14 protein-coding genes and 1 riboswitch are annotated in these 18,507 nt (G+C 69.9%); of the genes, 3 read left to right on the top strand and 11 right to left on the bottom strand.

Features of this window, described 5'->3' with window-relative positions; genetic code table 11:
• Positions 1-11: 11 nt before the first annotated feature.
• On the top strand, positions 12-2,078 hold the full coding sequence (locus tag AB0M73_RS22260) for a hypothetical protein (protein ID WP_363893236.1): 2,067 nt from the start codon (positions 12-14) through the stop codon (positions 2,076-2,078).
• A 44-nt stretch (positions 2,079-2,122) separates the two neighbouring features.
• On the opposite strand, the gene AB0M73_RS22255 is transcribed toward AB0M73_RS22260, so the two are convergent.
• Positions 2,123-3,775, bottom strand: a complete 1,653-nt coding sequence (locus AB0M73_RS22255) for a fatty acyl-AMP ligase (protein WP_363893233.1) — start codon at positions 3,773-3,775, stop codon at positions 2,123-2,125.
• A gap of 96 nt (positions 3,776-3,871) precedes the next feature.
• Positions 3,872-5,638: an ABC-F family ATP-binding cassette domain-containing protein gene (locus tag AB0M73_RS22250; protein ID WP_363893230.1), complete on the bottom strand. Its 1,767-nt coding sequence runs from the start codon at positions 5,636-5,638 to the stop codon at positions 3,872-3,874.
• A gap of 78 nt (positions 5,639-5,716) precedes the next feature.
• On the opposite strand from AB0M73_RS22250, the gene AB0M73_RS22245 reads away from it, so the two are divergent.
• Positions 5,717-6,331: an MmpS family transport accessory protein gene (locus AB0M73_RS22245; protein WP_363893227.1), complete on the top strand. Its 615-nt coding sequence runs from the start codon at positions 5,717-5,719 to the stop codon at positions 6,329-6,331.
• Here the strand turns inward: AB0M73_RS22245 and AB0M73_RS22240 are convergent.
• The 9 genes from AB0M73_RS22240 to rsmI all read right to left on the bottom strand — a co-directional run bounded on the left by AB0M73_RS22240 (position 6,328) and on the right by rsmI (position 16,763).
• Positions 6,328-7,293 (bottom strand): 4-(cytidine 5'-diphospho)-2-C-methyl-D-erythritol kinase, encoded by a 966-nt coding sequence (locus tag AB0M73_RS22240; protein WP_363893224.1) that lies wholly within the window; start codon positions 7,291-7,293, stop codon positions 6,328-6,330. The two genes, AB0M73_RS22245 and AB0M73_RS22240, sit on opposite strands and share 4 nt — an antisense overlap.
• Positions 7,294-7,324: 31 nt before the next feature.
• Positions 7,325-8,134 (bottom strand): MetQ/NlpA family ABC transporter substrate-binding protein, encoded by an 810-nt coding sequence (locus tag AB0M73_RS22235; RefSeq protein WP_363893221.1) that lies wholly within the window; start codon positions 8,132-8,134, stop codon positions 7,325-7,327.
• A gap of 21 nt (positions 8,135-8,155) precedes the next feature.
• Positions 8,156-8,842, bottom strand: a complete 687-nt coding sequence (locus AB0M73_RS22230; RefSeq protein WP_363893218.1) for a methionine ABC transporter permease — start codon at positions 8,840-8,842, stop codon at positions 8,156-8,158.
• Positions 8,839-9,849: a methionine ABC transporter ATP-binding protein gene (locus AB0M73_RS22225; RefSeq protein WP_363893215.1), complete on the bottom strand. Its 1,011-nt coding sequence runs from the start codon at positions 9,847-9,849 to the stop codon at positions 8,839-8,841. The genes AB0M73_RS22230 and AB0M73_RS22225 overlap by 4 nt, the downstream gene beginning before the upstream one ends.
• Positions 9,850-10,074: 225 nt before the next feature.
• Positions 10,075-10,165, bottom strand: a riboswitch (SAM riboswitch).
• A gap of 282 nt (positions 10,166-10,447) precedes the next feature.
• Entirely contained in the window at positions 10,448-11,293 is an 846-nt protein-coding gene (gene rsmA / locus AB0M73_RS22220; RefSeq protein ID WP_363893211.1) for a 16S rRNA (adenine(1518)-N(6)/adenine(1519)-N(6))-dimethyltransferase RsmA, read from the bottom strand.
• Between the two features lie 17 nt (positions 11,294-11,310).
• Positions 11,311-12,771 carry a ubiquitin-like domain-containing protein gene (locus AB0M73_RS22215; RefSeq protein ID WP_363893209.1) on the bottom strand — a complete coding sequence of 487 codons (1,461 nt, stop codon included), beginning with the start codon at positions 12,769-12,771 and terminating at the stop codon, positions 11,311-11,313.
• Positions 12,772-13,210: 439 nt separating this feature from the next.
• Entirely contained in the window at positions 13,211-14,005 is a 795-nt protein-coding gene (locus AB0M73_RS22210) for a TatD family hydrolase (protein ID WP_363893206.1), read from the bottom strand.
• 42 nt (positions 14,006-14,047) lie between these two features.
• Complete coding sequence (metG, locus tag AB0M73_RS22205) at positions 14,048-15,841, bottom strand: methionine--tRNA ligase (RefSeq protein ID WP_363893203.1); 1,794 nt, start codon at positions 15,839-15,841, stop codon at positions 14,048-14,050.
• A gap of 31 nt (positions 15,842-15,872) precedes the next feature.
• Positions 15,873-16,763, bottom strand: coding sequence for a 16S rRNA (cytidine(1402)-2'-O)-methyltransferase (gene rsmI / locus AB0M73_RS22200; protein ID WP_363893201.1), 891 nt, complete (start codon positions 16,761-16,763; stop codon positions 15,873-15,875).
• Between the two features lie 49 nt (positions 16,764-16,812).
• Here rsmI and AB0M73_RS22195 point away from each other — a divergent pair, with 49 nt between their 5' ends.
• Positions 16,813-18,342, top strand: coding sequence for a phospholipid carrier-dependent glycosyltransferase (locus AB0M73_RS22195; RefSeq protein ID WP_363893469.1), 1,530 nt, complete (start codon positions 16,813-16,815; stop codon positions 18,340-18,342).
• Positions 18,343-18,507 lie beyond the last annotated feature (165 nt).

The raw sequence follows: 18,507 nt of genomic DNA, 5'->3' as shown, positions 1-18,507 counted from the left end.
GGAAGGGCCTCATGGCCACAGCTTTGTCCAGACTGCTCGCGGGAGCAGTCGTCACCACCATGGCCGCGGGATTCGCGGTCACCTCGCTCGCCGGGACGGCCGCGGCCGTCCCGAGCACCAGCAACCCGCCCATCTCCTGGGCGTACACCGACTCCGCCGCGCCGACCACCACGGTCGCCAACCCCGCGGGCACCGCCCCGGTCGGGGCCCAGGTGGACGCGTCCGGCACGACACACAGCGATCGGGCCTACTTCACGTTCGACCTGTCGAGGTTCACCGGTGCCACGGTCGCCTCCGCGCAGCTGGCCGGTCGCGAGATCTCCGTCGCCGACTGCACCAAGGCCCGTATCGAACAGGTGTGGCTCACCGCCACCGCGACCGCGCCCACGTGGGCCCAGCCGCCGGTGGAGCAGCTCCAGTTGGACGGTCCGCACGGTGACACCCAGGCGTGCCCGTCCGGCAACCTGACCTGGGACGCCGCCACGGCGATCCAGCAAGCGCTGGCCGCCGGGGCCACACAGGCCACCTTCGAGCTGCGCCTGCCCGAGGACCAGCAGAACGACCCGTCGCTGCTGCGGACGTTCGACCATGCCCCGACGCTGACCGTGATCTACGACCACGCGCCGCTGGCTCCGTCCAAGCTCGCCGTCGACGGCAAGGCCTGCGGCTCGACACCGGCGCCGGTGGGCAAGGAGCCGTACACGCATCCCAGCGTGACCCAGACCGATCCGGACAACGACTTCCAGACCACCGAGTTCGACTGGTGGCCGGTGGACCATCCGGACCAGATGCACACTGGCCAAGGGCCGACCAACGACAACTCGACGGTCCAGTCCATCATTGACCAATCACTGCTGGCCGACGGCGTGACCTACGCCTGGCGGGCCCGGACCACCGACGGCGGCCCCGCGTCCTCCCTGCGACTGACCGGGCCGTGGAGCGACGTCTGCCAGTTCACCGTCGACCTGGTCGCGCCGCCCAAGCCGATCGTGTCCTCTTCGGACTACCCGACCGACCGTCCCAGTGGCGGCAGCGGCCTGCCCGGCACGTTTGTCTTCTCCCCCAACGGTTCCACCGAGACCGTCGGCTATCTGTACGGCCTCCACGGCACGCCGGAGAACTATGTGGCGGCCAGCGCCGACGGCACCGCGTCGGTGCGGGTCACCCCGAGCTCCATCGGCTCGGCCACCATGACCGTGGCCGATGTCGACAAGGCCGGCAACAAGTCGGTGCCCGTGGACTACCGGTACACCGTGCAGGACAACACGCCGAAGGTCGTCTGCACACCGACCCTCGACTACATCGGCCGACCGCGGACCTGCACGATCACCCCGCGCGACACCGGCAACGTCGGCTACCGGTACCAGATCGACGGCGGCCCCAACACCGACGTGCCGGCCAACCCCGACGGCACCGGAACCTTCACGATGACGCCGACGTCCAGGCTCAACCTGAACGTGCGGGCCAGGCTCACCAACGGCAACACCACCGATGCCACCCTCTACTCCTTGGCGGTCGACCCCGGCACACCGACCGTCGACCAGTCGGTGGACCACGCGGTGGAGGGCACCGCGGTGCAGTTCACCTTCCACGCGACGCTGCCCGGATCGACGACGTTCACCTACACCTGGGGCTACCACGACCCGGCGACCGTGCCCGCGCAAAGTGACGGCACCGCAACGGTTTCGCTCCTCACCGACCAGCCGGGCGGCGAGGACCTGTACGTGTACAGCACGACCGCGGACGGCGTGAACTCCGACCGTTCCTGGACCTCGTTCACCGTCGACAGCAACGCGCCGACGTGGTCCAGTCCCCAGTTCGCCGACGGCAGCGCCACCGTCGGCGTGACCGCCACACTCACGTTCGCGCCGACGGTGCCGGGCGTGGTCAGCTACACCTATTGGTTCAGCGAAATGGACAGCCCGGTGACCGTGCCCGCGGGCGCCGACGGCACCGCCACCGTGCAGTTCACCCCGACCCTGACGGGCAACCTCACGCTCCAACTGACGGGGAACTTCGCGGACGGCACGCAGACCGAGCTGACCGAGGTCAACCTCCCGGTGAACGCGGCGCCGTGACCAGAACCGGGTGCGGGGTTTCCTTGCCCCGCACCCGGTTTCGGTCAGTCCTTGGCCAGCATCTTGGCGACCTGCTCGCCGGCGGCGGCGCGGCGGAGCTTGCCCGAGGGGGTCTTGGGCAGGTTGCCGGGCGGCAGCACGATGACGGCGTAGGGGCGCACCCCGGCGGCGTCGACGACCTTGGCGGCGACCTCGTCCTTGATCACCTTGACGGCCTCGGGATCGGTGGCGCGGTTGGATTCCAGGGCGACGGCGAAGCGTTCGCGGCGGGTGCCGGCGTCGAGGCGGACGGCCACGGCGTTGCCGGCGCGGACGCCGTCGACGGAGGTGGCGGCGCGCTCGATGTCGGTGGGATAGATGTTGCGGCCGCCCATGATGATGACGTCCTTGCGGCGGCCGCAGACCACGACCTGGCCGTCGACGAGGTAGCCCTCGTCGCCGGTGTCGAGCCAGCCGTGTTCGTCCTGTGTGGACACCGGGCCGTTGACGGTGAGATAGCCGGGGGTGACGGCCTCGCCGCGCAGCATGATCAGGCCGACCTCACGGTCGCCCCGGGCGTCACCGTTCTCGTCGACAATCTTGATTTCCAAGCCGGGCAAGGGATGTCCGAGCAGCGGGAAGGCGCGGGTCTTGCCTTCGGTCGCAGGGACGGCGCGCTTGCCGGCCTCCAGCTCGTCGGCGTCGATGGTGTCGATGGTGATGCCGTCACCGGGGGCCGCGAAGGCGACGCCGAGCGTGGTCTCGGCCATTCCGTAGGCGCAGAGCACACATCCGGGGTTCATACCGAAGCGCGCGCCGGCGTCGGTGAACGACTTCACCGCGGCGGCGTCGATGGGTTCCGCGCCGTTCAGCGCGATCCGCAGCCGCGACAGGTCGTACTTGCCCTCTTCGTCCACAGAGGACAGTCGACGGCCGGCGATGGCGTAGGCGAAGTTGGGCGCGGCGGTGACGGTGCCGCGGTACCGGCTGATCAGGTCGAACCACAGCAGCGGGCCGCCGAGGAACTCCACAGGGCTGACCTTCACCAGTTCGATGCCGAAGGTCATCGGCAGCGTCAGGAAGCCGACCATGCCCATGTCGTGGAACAGCGGCAGCCACGACACCATGGTGTCGACCTCGAAGTCGAACTTGGACGCGGTGATCATCGCCGTCATGTTCGCCATCAGGTTCCGGTGCGTGATCCGCACCGCCTTGGGGTCGGCCGTCGAGCCGCTGGTCAGCTGGAGCAGCGCGGTCGCGTCCTCGTCGACGGGCACGGGCTCGGTCAGCGCCTCGCCGGCCAGGTCGGTCAGCTTGCGGTAGGTGATCCCGTGCTCGTCCAGCACGCCGGACAGCGCGTCGAAGGGGCTGCCCAGCAGGACGAGGCCCGCCTCGATCATGCCGAGGACCTGCAGGGTGTCCTGGGCCCATTCGCCGAGGTCGGTGCGCGGGGTCGGCTGGTGCAGCATGGTCACGCTGCCGCCGGCCAGCCACACCGCCTGCACGGCCGGCGCGATCACCGCCGGATCGGCGGCCAGCACGGCGACCGCGGTGCCCGGACGCAGGCCGCCCGCCACCAGGCCGCCGGCCAACTCGGTCGCGGTCACGTGCACCTCGGCCCACGTCCGGCGCAGCGGTGCGTGCGGCTCGCCGGTGATGAACCCCTTGCCACGACCACCGGTCCCGGTGGCGCGCAACGTATCGACGAACTTGCTCATAACGCGGAGCCTATGCGGTCGAGCCCGCTTTCATGCAGGGAAGGACTCCTTACCCTCGGTCAACGCAGGTAAGGCGTCCTTCCCTGCATCGGAGGGTCACTCGGCGGCGTCGGCCGCGAGCATCCACTGCTCCTCGACCTCGCCCTTCTCGGCCAGCACGGCCCGCAGCTCGGCGTCCAGCGACAGCAACCGGTCCGGATCGGTCGCCGCCTCGGCCAGCTTGGTGTGCAGCTCCCCCTCCTTCTTGGTCAGCGTGTCCAGCCGCCGCTCCAGCCGTGACAGCTCCTTGCGGGCGGCCCGCTGCTCGGCGGCGTCGCTCACCTTCGGCGCGGCGGCGACGGCCTGCGTGGCCGCGGCGGCCGCCAACTGCTGGTCGCGGCGGCGCAGGTACTCCTCGATGCCGCCGGTCAGGTCGCTGATACCGCCCTCGCCGAACAGCGCCACCACCTGGTCGCAGACACGTTCGATCAGGTATCGGTCGTGCGAGACCACGACCATCGTGCCCGGCCACGAGTCGAGCAGGTCCTCCAGCTGCTGCAACGTGTCGATGTCCAGGTCGTTGGTCGGCTCGTCGAGCAGCAGCACGTTGGGCTCGGCCATCAACAGCCGGGCCAGCTGCAGCCGCCGCCGCTCGCCACCGGACAGGTCCGACACCGGCGTCCACTGCTTGACCTTGGTGAAGCCGAACTTCTCCGCCAGCTGCGACGCGCTCAGCTCCACCTTGCCCAGCACCACCCGCCGGGCGACCTCCTCGACCGCCTCCAGCACCCGCAGCTCGCCCGGCAGGTCGATCAGCTCCTGGGTCAGGTGGGCCAGCCGGACCGTCTGCCCCTGGATCCGCTTGCCGCTGTCCGCCTCACGGTCGCCCGCCAGCAGCCGCAGCAGCGACGTCTTGCCCGATCCGTTCACGCCCACCAAGCCGATCCGGTCCCCCGGCCCGATCCGCCACGTCACGTCGTCGAGCAGCGTGCGGTCGCCGAGAGAGAACGACACGTTCTCCAGCTCGATCACCGTCTTGCCCAGCCGGCGCTTGGCGAAGGCCATCAGCTCGACCTTGTCCCGCGGCTCCGGCACGTCCGAGATGATCGCCTCGGCGTTCTCGATCCGGTACCGGGGCTTGGACGTCCGTGCCGGCGCCCCCCGGCGCAGCCAGGCCAGCTCCTTGCGGGCCAGGTTGCGGCGCTTCTCCTCCAGCGTGTCGGCCAGCCGGGCCCGCTCGGCGCGGGCGAAGATCCAGTCCGCGTAGCCGCCCTCGTACTGCTCGACCGCGCCGCCGACGACCTCCCAGGTCCGCGTGCAGACGATGTCCAGGAACCAGCGGTCGTGGGTCACGACCACCAGCGCGCCGCGCCGGGCCAGCAGGTGCTCGGCCAGCCACCGCACGCCCTCGACGTCCAGGTGGTTGGTCGGCTCGTCCAGCACCAGCAGGTCGAGGTCGCGGATCAGCGCCGCCGCCAGCGACACCCGGCGCCGCTCGCCACCCGACATCGTCCCCACCAGCGAGTCCAGCCCCAGCGCCGTGATGCCGAGGCCGTCCATGATCGACCGCACCCGGGCGTCCGAGGCCCACTCGTGCTCCGAGGTGTACCCGTGCGGATCCAGCACCGCGGAGCGCACCGTGTCGCCGATCAGCTCCGTGCGCTGCGTCACCACCGCCATCCGCAGGTCCCTGGCCTGGCTGACCCTGCCCTCATCTGGGGGCTCCAACCCGGTCAGTACCTCCAAAAGGGTGGTCTTCCCGCCGCCGTTCAGACCAACGACCCCGATTCGATCACCCTCGTTCACGCCTAGGGACACGGCGTCGAGCAGCGGTTTCACGCCATAGGACTTGCTCACGGACTCGAGGTTGACCAGGTTCGCCACGCGAAAAGGGTACGTAACGACGAACCGGGCCCCGGTGATGCGTCTGGCACCAGTGCGAGATGACCGAAAGTGAGCACCATGTCCGCTCCGTACTTTCCGCCGCCGGCCACCGATATCCAGCCGCAGGGGCAGCCGCCCCGCAACGGGCTGGGCACCGCGGGCTTCGTCCTGGGCCTCGTCGGCCTCGTTCTCAGCTTCATCCCGATCATCGGCATCGTGGCGTGGCCGCTGGTGATCGTCGGCCTGGTGCTGTCGATCCTCGGCGTGATCCGAGCAAGCAACGGCCAGGCGACCAACCGCGGCCTGGCCATCGCCGGCACCGCGCTGTCGGCCGTCGGCCTGGTGATCTGCATCCTGTACGCGGTCGTCTTCACCGCCGCCGTCAGCACCGTCAACGACCAGCAGAACGCCGTCTCCACGATCACCTACGAGGTGACCGGCGACGCCAAGACCGCCACCGTGACCTACAGCTCGTTCGGCGGCGGCAACTCCGCGACCAACCAGGAGTCGGTCACACAGCTGCCGTGGCGCAAGGAGGTGCAGGCCAAGGGTGTGCTGGCCGGCGGCACACTGAGCGTGATGACCGACGAGAACGGCGGCACGGTCAGCTGCAAGGTCACCGTGAACGGCAAGGAGGCCAAGACCGCCACCGGCACCGGGCCGTTCGCCAGCGCGATCTGCGCCGGTTTCTAGGCGTGCACCTCGGGCGGGGTCTGACGGGCGGCGTCGTCGCCGGTGATCACGCGGGCGCCGGCGACCGGGCCCTGGGCCACGCGCACGGTCCGGCACACACCGGCGCCGGAGAGCTCGGCGGCGACCCGCACGGCGGCGTCGCCGTCGGAGCAGAGAAAGGCGCAGGTGGGCCCCGAGCCGGAGACGATGCCGGCCAGGGCCCCGGCGTTGACGCCGGCCCGGAGCGTGCGGCGCAGGCCGGGGCGCAGCGAGACGGCGGCGGCCTGGAGGTCGTTGCCGAGCAGCAGCGCCACCTGGTTGGGATCGCCGGAGGACAGGGCCTCCAGCACGGGCTCGACGGCACCGACGCGAGGCGGGTTGCCGTCGGCGCGGAGGCGGTCCAGCTCGCGGAACACGTCGGGGGTGGACAGGCCGCCGGCGTCGAGGGCGATCACCCAGTGATAGGTGTGCCGGGACAGCACGGGCACGAGCTGCTCGCCCCGCCCGGTGCCCAGGGCGACGCCGCCCTGGAGCACGAAGGGCACGTCGCTGCCGACCTCGGCGGCGACGGTGGACAGCTCGTCCCGGCCCATCTCCAGCCGCCACAGGTGGGCCAGGGCGATCAGGGTGGCGGCGGCGTCGGCGCTGCCGCCGGCCATGCCGCCGGCCACCGGGATGCCCTTGTTGATGGTGATCCGCAGCTTGGGCTCGTCCGGGTCCCGGCCGACGTGCGCGGCCAGCGCCCGCACGGCCTTCCAGACCAGGTTGGACGCGTCGGTGGGCACGTCCTCCGCGCCCTCGCCCCGCACCTCGAGCCCGGACTCGTCGGAGACGGCCACGGTGACCTCGTCGGTCAGCGACAACGACTGGAACAGCGTCGTCAGGTCGTGGTAGCCGTCGGCACGGAGGTCACCCACGGACAGATGCAGGTTGACCTTCGCCGGGGCCCGGACGGTCACTGGTGTCGGTACGACGGCTAGCACCCGTCCAGCCTACGGGCTGTTGCTGTGCTGGCTAGAACGCCGGCAGGACCGAACCGTGGAACGTCTGCTCGATGTAGTCCTTGACCTGCGGGGAGTTGAGCAGCTCGGCCAGCTCCTTGACGCGCTTGTCACCTGCGAGTTCGGGTCGCGTGACCAGACCGTTCGCGTTCGGGTTGCCCTGGGCCTTCTCGATCAGCACCGCGGTCTTCGTGTCCAGGCCGGCCGACAGCGCGTAGTTGCCGTTGACGATCGAGGCGTCGGTGTCCTCGAGGCTGCGCGGCAGCTGGGCCGCCTCCAGCTCGACGAACTGAAGGTGCTTCGGATTGTCGGCCACGTCGCGCGGCGTGGCAGTCGTCTCGGTGCCGGGCTTGAGCTTGAGCAGGCCGTTGTCGGCCAGCAGCTTGAGCGCCCGCGCCTCGTTGCTGGTGTCGTTGGGCACACCGATCTTGGCGCCGTCGGGCAGGTCGGCCGGCTTGTGCGCCTTCTTCGAGTACAGCCCGAGCGGCTCCAGGTGCACGGCCGTCACCCAGGACAGCTGCACGCCGTGGCTCTGCTCGAAGTCGGCGAGGTAGGGCTGGTGCTGGAAGTAGTTGGCGTCCAGCGACTTGTCGACCAACGAGGTGTTCGGCGTGACGTAGTCGGTGAACTCCTTGACCTGGATCTTGAGGCCCTTGGCCGGCGCCAGCTTGTCGGCGACGAACTGCAGGATCTGGCCGTGCGGGGTGGGGCTGACGCCGACGATCAGCGGGGCGTTCGGGTCGGCGGCCGCGCCGCCGCCCGTCCCGCAGGCGGCCGCGGTGGCCGTCACGAGGGCAGCAAGGAGCGCAACACGGAGCTTCATGGGACTGTGGTTCCTCGAATGTCAGGCAGTGACGCGGCGACGGCGGTCGATCAACCGCGAGGACACGTCGAACAGCAGTTGGATGAGCATGGCGAGGGCGCCCAGCACGAGCACCGTGGCCCAGAGAACCCGGTCGTCATAGCGCTGGTAGCCGTAGCGAATGGCGAGGTCGCCCAGGCCTTCGCCGCCGACGACCCCGGCCATGGCGGAGAAGCCGACGAGGGTGACGGCGGTGACGCCGACCGCGGACACCAGCGCCGGGGCGGATTCGCCCAGCAGCACGGATCGCACGATGCGGGTCCGGGTGGCGCCGGTGGTGACGGCCGCCTCCACGACGGTCGCGTCCACCTCACGCAGCGCGGACTGGACGAGTCGGCCGAGGAACGGCACCGCCCCGATGGCCAGCGGCACGATGGCCGCGGTCGGGCCGATCGAGGTGCCGATCAGCGGGCGGGTGACAACCTGTTGCAGCAGCACGATGAGCACGATGAACGGCAGCGATCGGCCGAAGTCCACCACGGTGCCCAGGATCCGGTGCAGCAGCGGGACGGGTCTGAGGCCGTCCGGCGCCGACACGTGCAGCAGCACGCCCAGCGGGATCCCGAGCGCCGTGGCGAACAACGTCGCCACGCCGACCATGTACAGCGTCTGGCCGAGCGCGGGGTGGAGCAGGTCGAACACATCGGACCACGGAGTGGTCGGTCTCACGCAGCGACTCCCTGCGGACCCTTCGGGGTCCGTCGAACGAGGGCGCCGGCCTCGGAGATCCACTCGAGCGCGGAGTCGGCCCGTTCGCCGGTCAGGCCCAGCCGGAACCGGGCCACCGGGGTCTCGCCGAGACGGGTCAGTCCGCCGCCGAGCACGGCGAGGTCGACGCCGAACCGGTTGGACGCCTCCGGCAGCAGCGCGCCCACCGCGGCGAAGCCCACCAGCACCACGTCCGCGACGCGGTCGTGGTTGCCGGCGACGCCGTCGGTCTGGTCGAGCGCGGGCAGCAGCGCGTTGGCGGTACGACTGTCCACATCGGACACAAGGTCGAGCAGTTTGCCGTTCTCCACGATCCGGCCGCCGTCGAGCAGCGCCACGTCGTCGCAGATCCGGCGGACGACCGCCATGTCGTGTGTGACAACAACAACCGTGACTCCGAGCTCCGCTCGGGCCCGGTCGAGAACGGTGAGCACGGAGCCGGTGGTCTCCGGGTCCAGCGCCGAGGTGGGTTCATCGGCCAGCAGCACCGCCGGGTTCGCGGCCAGCGCGCGGGCGACCGCGATGCGTTGGCGCTGCCCGCCGGAGAGCTGGTCCGGGTACGACGCGGCCTTGTCCGTCAGGCCGACCAGATCGAGCAGTTCGCCCACGCGACGACGCCGCGTCGGGCCGTCAACACCCGCGGTTTCCAACGGCAGCGCCACATTGCCCGCCGCCGTGCGCTGACGCAGCAGGGAATCCCCTTGCGGCACAACACCGATCTGCCGCCGCGCCGCGCGCAGCCGGTTGCCGTCCAGCGTGACGAGGTCGGTTCCGTCGACGCGGATCGCCCCGCTGTCCGGTCGCTCCAGCAGGGCGATGCAGCGGGCCAGGGTCGACTTGCCGGAGCCGCTCGGGCCCACGACGCCGCACACCGCGCCGGCCTGGACCTCAAGGGTGACGCCGTCCAGCGCGCGCACCGCGCCGCTGCGACTGGGGAAGGATTTGACCAGATTGTCGACAGTGATCACTTTATGCTCCACGGCACGCGCGGCCACGCGCGCTCATGGCGCGCGTATGACCGTCCTTTTTGGACCGTCCTAACCGGACGGGGCGATTAAGGGTGAACCGACAGCAGCGGCGGGTAGGGTGTTACCGGCCGGCCTGACAGCCCGTGGCGGTGCGGCGGCACTGATCGACGACTCGACGGCGGGTGAGCAGCAGAGCTGCGCACACTCGGGCGAGGTCCATGACGTCCTCCATCGGTCCTGGCGGTAGCACCTGCCCGGGGTCGGGTGGTTGCTGCGGCTTCGTCGATCCAGGTCTCTCGGCCGCTCGGGATGGATGCAAGTAGCAGTACACCTGACCGGTATGTGGAAAATCAAGCCATGCCCAGGAAGAACCACGGATCGTTCGGTAAGTCACACCGATGCCCGATGATTGCTCGGTTCGCGACGTATCTCACGGTAGGTTCCCCGGCACCCAGGGTTATCCACAACCCGGCAAGTTATCCACAGGGCGTCCGTTTTCAAGATCGTTCCCAGGGTGGCGGCGATAGGCCAGGCGAAAGTCACGGGGTGGCGGGAAAGAAGCCGGCGGGAGCGGGTGTTGGCCCCAGACGTGGGGAAACTACGCGGCGGCGGCTTCGGCTACGCGGACGAAGTCGGCGATGCCGAGTTGCTCGCCACGCAGGGAGGGGTCGACGCCGGCGGCGGTGAGGAGCTGGCCGGCGCGGTCGGCGGAGCCGGCCCAGCCGGCGAGGGCGGCGCGGAGGGTCTTGCGGCGCTGGGCGAAGGCGGCGTCGACGAGGGTGAAGAGGGCCTCGCGTGACACGGAGGACGGGGCCTCGCGGCGGGTGAAGGCGACGAGGGCGGAGTCGACGTTGGGCACGGGCCAGAAGACGGAGCGGGGCACAGGACCGGCGCGGCGGGCGGAGGCGTACCAAGCGAGCTTGACGCTGGGAACCCCGTAGACCCGACTGCCGGGACCGGCGGCCATGCGGTCGGCGACCTCGGACTGGACCATGACGAGCCCGGTCCGCAGGGACGGCAGCTCGGCCAGCAGGTGCAGGATGATCGGCACGGAGACGTTGTACGGCAGGTTGGCGACCAAGGCCGTGGGGGCGGCGCCGAGCTGGTCGGCGGTGACCCGCATGGCATCGGCGCCGACGACGGTGAGCCGGGACGCGAAGTCGGGGGCGAACTCGGCGGCGGTCGCGGGGAGCCGGGCGGCCAACACCGGATCGATCTCGACGGCGACGACGGCCTGGCACACGGGCAGCAGCGCCAGGGTCAAGGACCCGAGGCCGGGACCGACCTCGAGGGCGACGTCATCGGCGGTGACACCGGAGACGGCGACGATGCGCCGCACGGTGTTGGTGTCGTGCACGAAGTTCTGGCCCAGCTTCTTGGTCGGACGGACGTCCAACTCCTGGGCAAGGGCGCGGACCTCGACGGGTCCCAGCAGTTCGGGCACGAAGCGAGATTCTAGGCTCAGGTCAGGCCGAGCTCGCCGGCGCACTGCCACGGCTGCAGGCCACGGGCCGCCCGCACGCGGTTGGCGATGGCGATCTGCTGCTCACGGGTGGCCAGGTCGGCCCGCGGGGCGTACTGCCCGCCACCGTTGGACAGCCAGGTCGGGTTGTTGAACTGCAGCCCGCCGTAGTAGCCGTTGCCGGTGTTGGCGTGCCAGTTGCTGCTGGACTCGCACACCGCGATGCGGTCCCAGATCTCGTCGCCCGGCAGCGCCTTGGTGCCGTTCTTGACGACCTTCGGCTTCATCGGCGTGATGACCTGCACGCCGATCTGCTGCTTGTCGGTCTGCTTGCCGTTGTGCATGGTGACCCGGTAGGTCACGTTCTGCTTGCCGACCACGCCCGGGTCCATGACCTGGGTGACGCCCTCGTCGAGGGTCGGGTCGTTGACGATCTGCGTCGTCGGCTGGATGTCCTGGTTCTCCTGGACCACCGTGACGCCGTTGCGGCTGACGGTGATCTGGGCGCCGCTGGCCAGCTTGGTGTCCGAGGCCGGAGCGACGTTGTCGTCCGCGCCCAGGGAGATGTTCAGGGACTTGAGCAGCTCCTGGATGGTCACCGCGTAGGTGGTGAGCTGCTTGGGGGCGTTGCCGCCGTCGCTGATGGTGACGGTCTTGGCCGTCTTGACGTCCATCGACATCCCGCTGAGCGGGATCTGCTTGGACGGGTCGACCGAGAGCTTGGCGTTCTCGGTCTTGACGCCCATCTCGCGCAGCGCGTCGGCGACGTTCTGGGCCTTGACCCACTGGGTCTTGGACACACCGTCCACGGACACGGTCATGGTGCGGCCGCGCTGCAGGACGATCTTGCCGCCGTCGGCGATGGAGGAGTTGGCCGAGGGCATCAACGAGTCGTGCGCGCCGGCGGACAGGCCCTGCTTGGCCAGCACGTCGCCGACGGTGCCGGAGTACGTGTGCACGGTCATCTCGTGGCCGTCGACATCGACGGTGACGGCCTTGTCCATGGCCAGCGCGGTGGCGCCGCCACCGGCCAGGCTGACCAGGGTGGCCATGACGGCGGCCTTGATGAACCGGCGCTTCCACGGCGACTTGGCTTCGAGATCGGTCTTGACGACCGTCTTGCGCAGCGGCTCGGGGACGAGGTTGGCGTCCTGGAGGCCCTCTTCGAGCTCTTCCCAGCACTGGCCCAGGCCCTCGGTGAGGGGACCGGCGTCGTCACGGATGATCGGCAAGACCGTGGTCTTGGCGTTCATCAGCTCGAGCAGCTGGTCGAGCTCCATGTTGACGGAGTTGAGGATGTCCTGGGCGTCCGGCCCGAGGACGTCCATCACGTCCTGGGTGGAGACGTACGCCCCGCCGGGCACGAACTGGCGGGTGGACTCGAGCTCGGCCTCCCAGTCCCAGTCCCAGTCGAGGTCCGGCCGCACTGCGGTCCAGCCTGAGGACTGGCGCTCGGCCACGGCCACCCCGGTGTGGGGTGCCCAGAAGCTCTGAGCGCTCTGCGCCTGAGTCGGCGCTTCCTCGGACGCGCGCGGTCTACGGTGCCTACCGGTCCCAGTCACGGGGTCGTTACCTCCGAAAAGCCGATGATCCGCGAAGAGTTCCGCGGCTGGTCTCGCCTAGCCGACGTCAGCCGCTGGTACTTCTCCTCGCTTCACTCGGGTCTCGTGCTCCGACTTGCCTTGTCTGTCGTCCCGTAGTCAACGCCGTCCAGCTGGTCCCTCGCGGGCCCCGGCTGTCCCCGACGAACGCCGACCTGACTGCGGGCCGGTGGTTGGACATCGCTGTCCGACCCACCGATCACGGGACCGTAACGGAGGTCGAGCGTGTGAGCAAACATTCCCGGGGTTGTTGTGTCTCCAGTCACACCACAGGGTGATTCTTTCTCCGTACACACCGTCATACGCCCAGGCCGAAGACTCGGTTCACCGTTGCGGTGACGATTGTTGCCAACTCACCGACGTGCACTCCCCGTAGATCAGCGAGCTCACGGAGCGTGTACGCGGCGCAGTACGGCTCGTTCGGACGACCCCGGAACGGGTGCGGCGTCAGGAAAGGCGCGTCGGTCTCCACAAGCAACTGTTGTAGGGGGACAACCATTGCCGCGTCCCGCAACGGTTTCGCGTTGCGGAACGTGACCGTGCCCGAGAACGACAGCACGTAACCATTGGCCACGCAGCGTCGCGCCAGATCCGCGTCGCCGGAAAAGCTGTGGAACACCACGGTCTCCGGGGCGCCCTCCTCGTCCAGGATGCGCATCACGTCCTCGTGCGCGTCCCGGTCGTGGATCATCAGCGGCTTGCCCAGGCGCTTGGAAAGCTCGATGTGCCAACGGAAAGCGTCCTGCTGGGCATCGTGCGGGGCGTAGTCCCAGTAGTAGTCCAAACCGGTCTCGCCGATCGCCACCACCCGCGGGTGCGCGGCCAGCGCGGCCAACTCGTCCCGCTCGGCGTCGCCGAAGTCCTTGGTACGCGTGGGATGCAGGGCGACGGCGGCGAAAACGCGATCGTCCCAAGTGGACGCTTCGACGGCCCAGCGTGCGGCGGCCATGTCATCGGCGACGGTGATCGCGTGGCCGATGCCCGCCGCCTCGGCACGGTCCATCATGGACCGGACATCGGCGGAATCCTTGGCGCCACAGGCTTCCAGATGAGTGTGGGCGTCGACCGCCGACACCGGAAGACGCTCCGGCATCGGCGGCCGCTCGCCCCGACGTGAATTAGGCACAGCGTGGTGTCACTTCTCGATCGGAGCCCACTCCGGACCGGTCTCGCCCAGCTCCGGGTCGAGCTTGGCGAACAACGGCGTCGGCTTGCTCAGCGGCACGCCGACCTCGATCGGCGTGGACTCCCACTTGGCCTGCTCGGTCGTGTAGTCACCGGTCAGCACCGGGTACTCGCGCGACGGGTCGTCCAGGTCCGTGACCTCGCGCATCTCCGGCTGCGAGGCCCACAGGCCGGTGCCGCCCAGCAGCTCGTGGATCTTCTGCGCGGAGTGCGGCAGGAACGGCGTGAGCAGCGTGTTGGCGTCCTTGACCACCTGCAACGCGGTGTGCAGCACCGTGTCGCGGCGGGCCGGGTCGTCCTTGAGCTTCCACGGCTCCTGGTCGGACAGGTACTTGTTGGCCGCCGACACCACCCGCATCGCCTCGCCGATGCCGGCGCGGAAGCGTGAGTGCCGCAGGTGGGCGCCCACGGTGTCGAAGGCGGCCTTGGACAGCGTCTTCAGGTCCTCGTCGGCCTGGGTGGGCGCGGTCGGCGCCGGCACGGCCCCGACGTTCTTGTGCGCCATCGAGACCGAGCGGTTGACCAGGTTGCCCCACTCGTTGGCCAGCTCGAAGTTGATCCGCCGGACGAACTCGTCCCAGGTGAAGTCCACGTCCTGGGTCTCGGGGCCGGCGGCGGAGATGAAGTAGCGCAACGCGTCCGGGCCGAACTCGGCCAGGAAGTCCCGCACGTAGATGACCCGGCCCCGCGAGGTGGAGAACTTGGAGCCGCTCATGGTGAGGAACTCGCTGGAGGCGATCTCCGTGGGCAGGTTGAGCGTGCCGTACGGCCCGGGCTTGCCGCCCTTGTCGCCGGCCCCGTTGTGCCCCATCAGCAGCGCGGGCCAGATCTGGGCGTGGAAGGTGATGTTGTCCTTGCCCATGAAGTGCACGATCGGCGTCTCGGGGTCGGTCCAGAAACGCTTCCACGCGTCCGGGTCGCCGCTGCGCCGGGCCCACTCCACGCTGGCCGAGAAGTAGCCGATGACGGCGTCGAACCACACGTAGAACCGCTTGAGGCCCTGGTCGCGCCAGCCGTCCAGCGGGATCGGCACGCCCCAGTCCAGGTCGCGGGTGATGGCCCGCGGGCGCATGTCGTCGACCAGGTTCTTGGTGAAGTTGACGACGTTGGGGCGCCAGTCGGTCTTGGACCCCAGCCACTCGCCCAGCGTGCGGGTGAACGCCGGCAGGTCCAGGAACAGGTGCTCGGTCTCGACGAACTTGGGCTTCTCGCCGTTGATCCGCGACTTGGGGTTGATCAGGTCGGCGGCGTCGAGCTGGTTGCCGCAGTTGTCGCACTGGTCGCCGCGCGCGCCGTCGTAGCCGCAGATCGGGCAGGTGCCCTCGATGTAGCGGTCGGGCAGGGTGCGGCCGGTGGACGGGCTGACCGCGCCGGTCGTGGTCTTCGGCAGGATGTAGCCGTTGTCGTTGAGCGCCAGGAAGATCTGCTGCACCACGTCGTAGTGGTTGCGCGTGGTGGTGCGCGTGTAGAGGTCGTAGGTCACGCCGAGGGCGCGCATGTCCTCCGCGACGACACGGTGGTACTTGTCCGCGGTCTGCTGCGGCGTCAGGCCCTCCTTGTCGGCCTGGACCAGGATCGGGGTGCCGTGCTCGTCGCTGCCGGAGACCATGAGCACGTCATGGCCGGACATTCGCATGTAGCGGGCGAACAGGTCGGAGGGGACACCGATACCGGAGACATGGCCGATGTGACGGGGGCCGTTGGCGTAGGGCCAGGCCACCGCCGTCAGCACGGAGGCACTCATGGGCGTAAGGGTACGGGGACGCCCCGACTGATTACTTCTTGGCCGCGACCACACTGTCGTACAGCGCCTTCTTGCTGACGCCGGCACCCGCCGCGACCTCGGCAACCACATCCTTGAGGCGTTGTCCAGCGGCCACCCGCTCCTGCACCGCCGGCACCAGGTCGGCCACGTCGGTGACGTCCACGACGACCGGCTCGGCCCCGGCGAACACCACCGTGACCTCGCCGCCGACCCCGCCGGCGGCCCACTCGGCCAGCTCGGCCAGGGTGCCCCGCCGGACCTGCTCGTCGGACTTGGTGAGCTGGCGGCAGACCGCGCCCCGGCGGTCCGCGCCCAGCACCTCGACGGCGTCGGCCAGCGTCGCCGCCACCCGATGCGGTGATTCGAAGATGACGCAGGCCCGGGTCTCGGCGGCCAGCGTGGCCAGCCACTTGCGGCGCTCCCCCGGCTTGCGCGGCGGGAAGCCGTCGAAGCAGAACCGGTCGACCGGCACCCCGGACAGGGCCAGCGCGGTGACCACCGCCGACGGGCCGGGCAGGCAGGTGATCGGCAGGTCCTCGGCCACGCAGGCGGCGACCAGGCGGTAGCCGGGGTCGGACACGCTCGGCATGCCGGCGTCGGTCACCAGCAACACCGTTTGTCCGGAAGCGACCGCCTTGACCAGCCCGGGCAGCCGGGCGGTCTCCACCGCGTCGTAGAAACTGACGACCTTGCCGGCGGGCTTGACCCCCAGGCCGGCGGCCAGCGAACGCAGCTTGCGGGTGTCCTCCGCGGCCACCAGATCGGCCGTGGCCAGGGCATCCACCAGACGCTGGGTGGCGTCGCCGAGGTTGCCCAGGGGCGTCGCCGCCAACAGCAGACGGCCGGTGCCCGATACGGTATTCACGCCACTCACCCTACGATCGACCCCCGTGACGACCATCGTGGAGCGGACCGAACCCGAGCCCGACGGCGTGGTGGACGTCGGCGAGCTGCCGCCGGCGACGCAGCCGTCCACCGCCGGGCCACTGGAACGCCTCGCCGTCTGGCGGCCGACGGACACTGTCCGCGGGTGGCTGGTCACGCTCAGCGTCACGCTGCTCGGCGCCCTGATCCGGTTCTGGGACCTGGGGTCGCCGACCGACCGCGGCACGCCCGTGTTCGACGAGAAGCACTACGTGCCGCAGGCGTGGCAGATGCTGCGCAACGGCGGCTACGAGGACAACCCCGGCTACGAGCTGGTGGTGCACCCGCCGGTCGGCAAGTACCTGATCGCGGTCGGCGAGTGGCTGTTCGGCTACGACGGCTGGGGCTGGCGGTTCTCCTCGGCCATCGCCGGCACGCTGTGCATCTTCCTGATCGTCCGGATCGGACGGCGCCTGACCCGCTCGACCATGCTGGGCGCGCTGGCCGGCGTGCTGCTGATCTGCGACGGCGTCAGCCACGTGCAGTCGCGGCTGGGCATGCTGGACATCTTCGGCGCGCTGTTCGTGGTCGTGGCCTTCGGTTGCCTGCTGGTCGACCGGGACGTGGTGCGGGGTCGGCTGGCCGTCGCGGTGTCCGAGGGCTGGGTCAACGCGTCCGAGTTCGGGCCGCGGCTCGGGTTCCGCTGGTGGCGCTTCGCCTGTGGCATCTCGCTGGGGCTGGCCTGCGGCGTCAAGTGGAACGGCATCTACTACATCGTCGCTTTCGGCCTGCTGTCGGTGATCTGGGACGCGACCGCGCGGCGGGCGGCCGGGGTCGAGCGGCCGTGGGCCGGCGCGATCGTGCGTGACGTGCTGCCGGCGCTGTGGGCCATCGTCGTGATCTCGGTGGCCGTGTACTTCGCGTCCTGGTGGGCCTGGTTCGGCAGCGAGACCGGCGTCGACCGGAACGCCGCCGGCAACACGGTCGCCGTCTCCAGCTGGCTGCCCAACGCCTTCCAGTCGTTCTTCTTCTACGAAGGCAACGTGCTGCACTTCCACGCCAACCTGATCACCGGCGCGCCCGGGGTCGGCACCCATCCGTGGGAGTCGAAGCCGTGGACGTGGCCCATGGGCCTGCGGCCGATGCTCTACTACATCGAGCAGTCGCCCAGCCCGCTGGCCGCCGGCTGCGGCGCTTCGGAGTGCGTCAGCGCCCAGATGCTGGTCGGCACGCCGGCGATGTGGTGGCTGGCCTTCCCGATGATCGGCTGGTCGCTGTGGCGGGCCATCATCAAGTTCGACTGGCGCCACGCCGCCGTGATGGTCGGCTACATGGCCGGCCTGCTGCCGTGGTTCGTCAACATCGACCGGCAGATGTTCTTCTTCTACGTCACGCCCATGGCGCCGTTCCTGGTGCTGGGCCTGGTCTTGGCCTGCGGCGACATCCTCGGCCGGGCCCGTGCCGGGGCCGAGCGGCGGGGCACGGGGTTGCTGGTGGTGGCCATCTACACGGGACTGGTGGTGGCCAACTTCGTCTGGCTGTGGCCGATCCTGAACGGGGTCCCGATCAGCGCCGCCCAGTGGCAGGCCGAACTCTGGCTCCCCAGCTGGCGCTGACCCCGCTCTTCAAAGGCCCCTCCTTATGCAGGGAAGGACGCCTTACCCGCGTTGAACGAGGGTAAGGCGTCCTTGAGTTTTAACGTGTGGCTTGGGTCTTGGTTGTCTTCCGACCTGTGGTCGTGCGGCTCGTGGTCTTCGTGCTCTTCTTGCGGGTAGCACGGG

Origin of the sequence: Kutzneria sp. NPDC051319 (assembly GCF_040682195.1) — a bacterium.
In the GTDB taxonomy this organism is placed as follows: Bacteria; Actinomycetota; Actinomycetes; order Mycobacteriales; family Pseudonocardiaceae; genus Kutzneria.
This window is presented reverse-complemented; position numbering and strand designations above follow the sequence as displayed.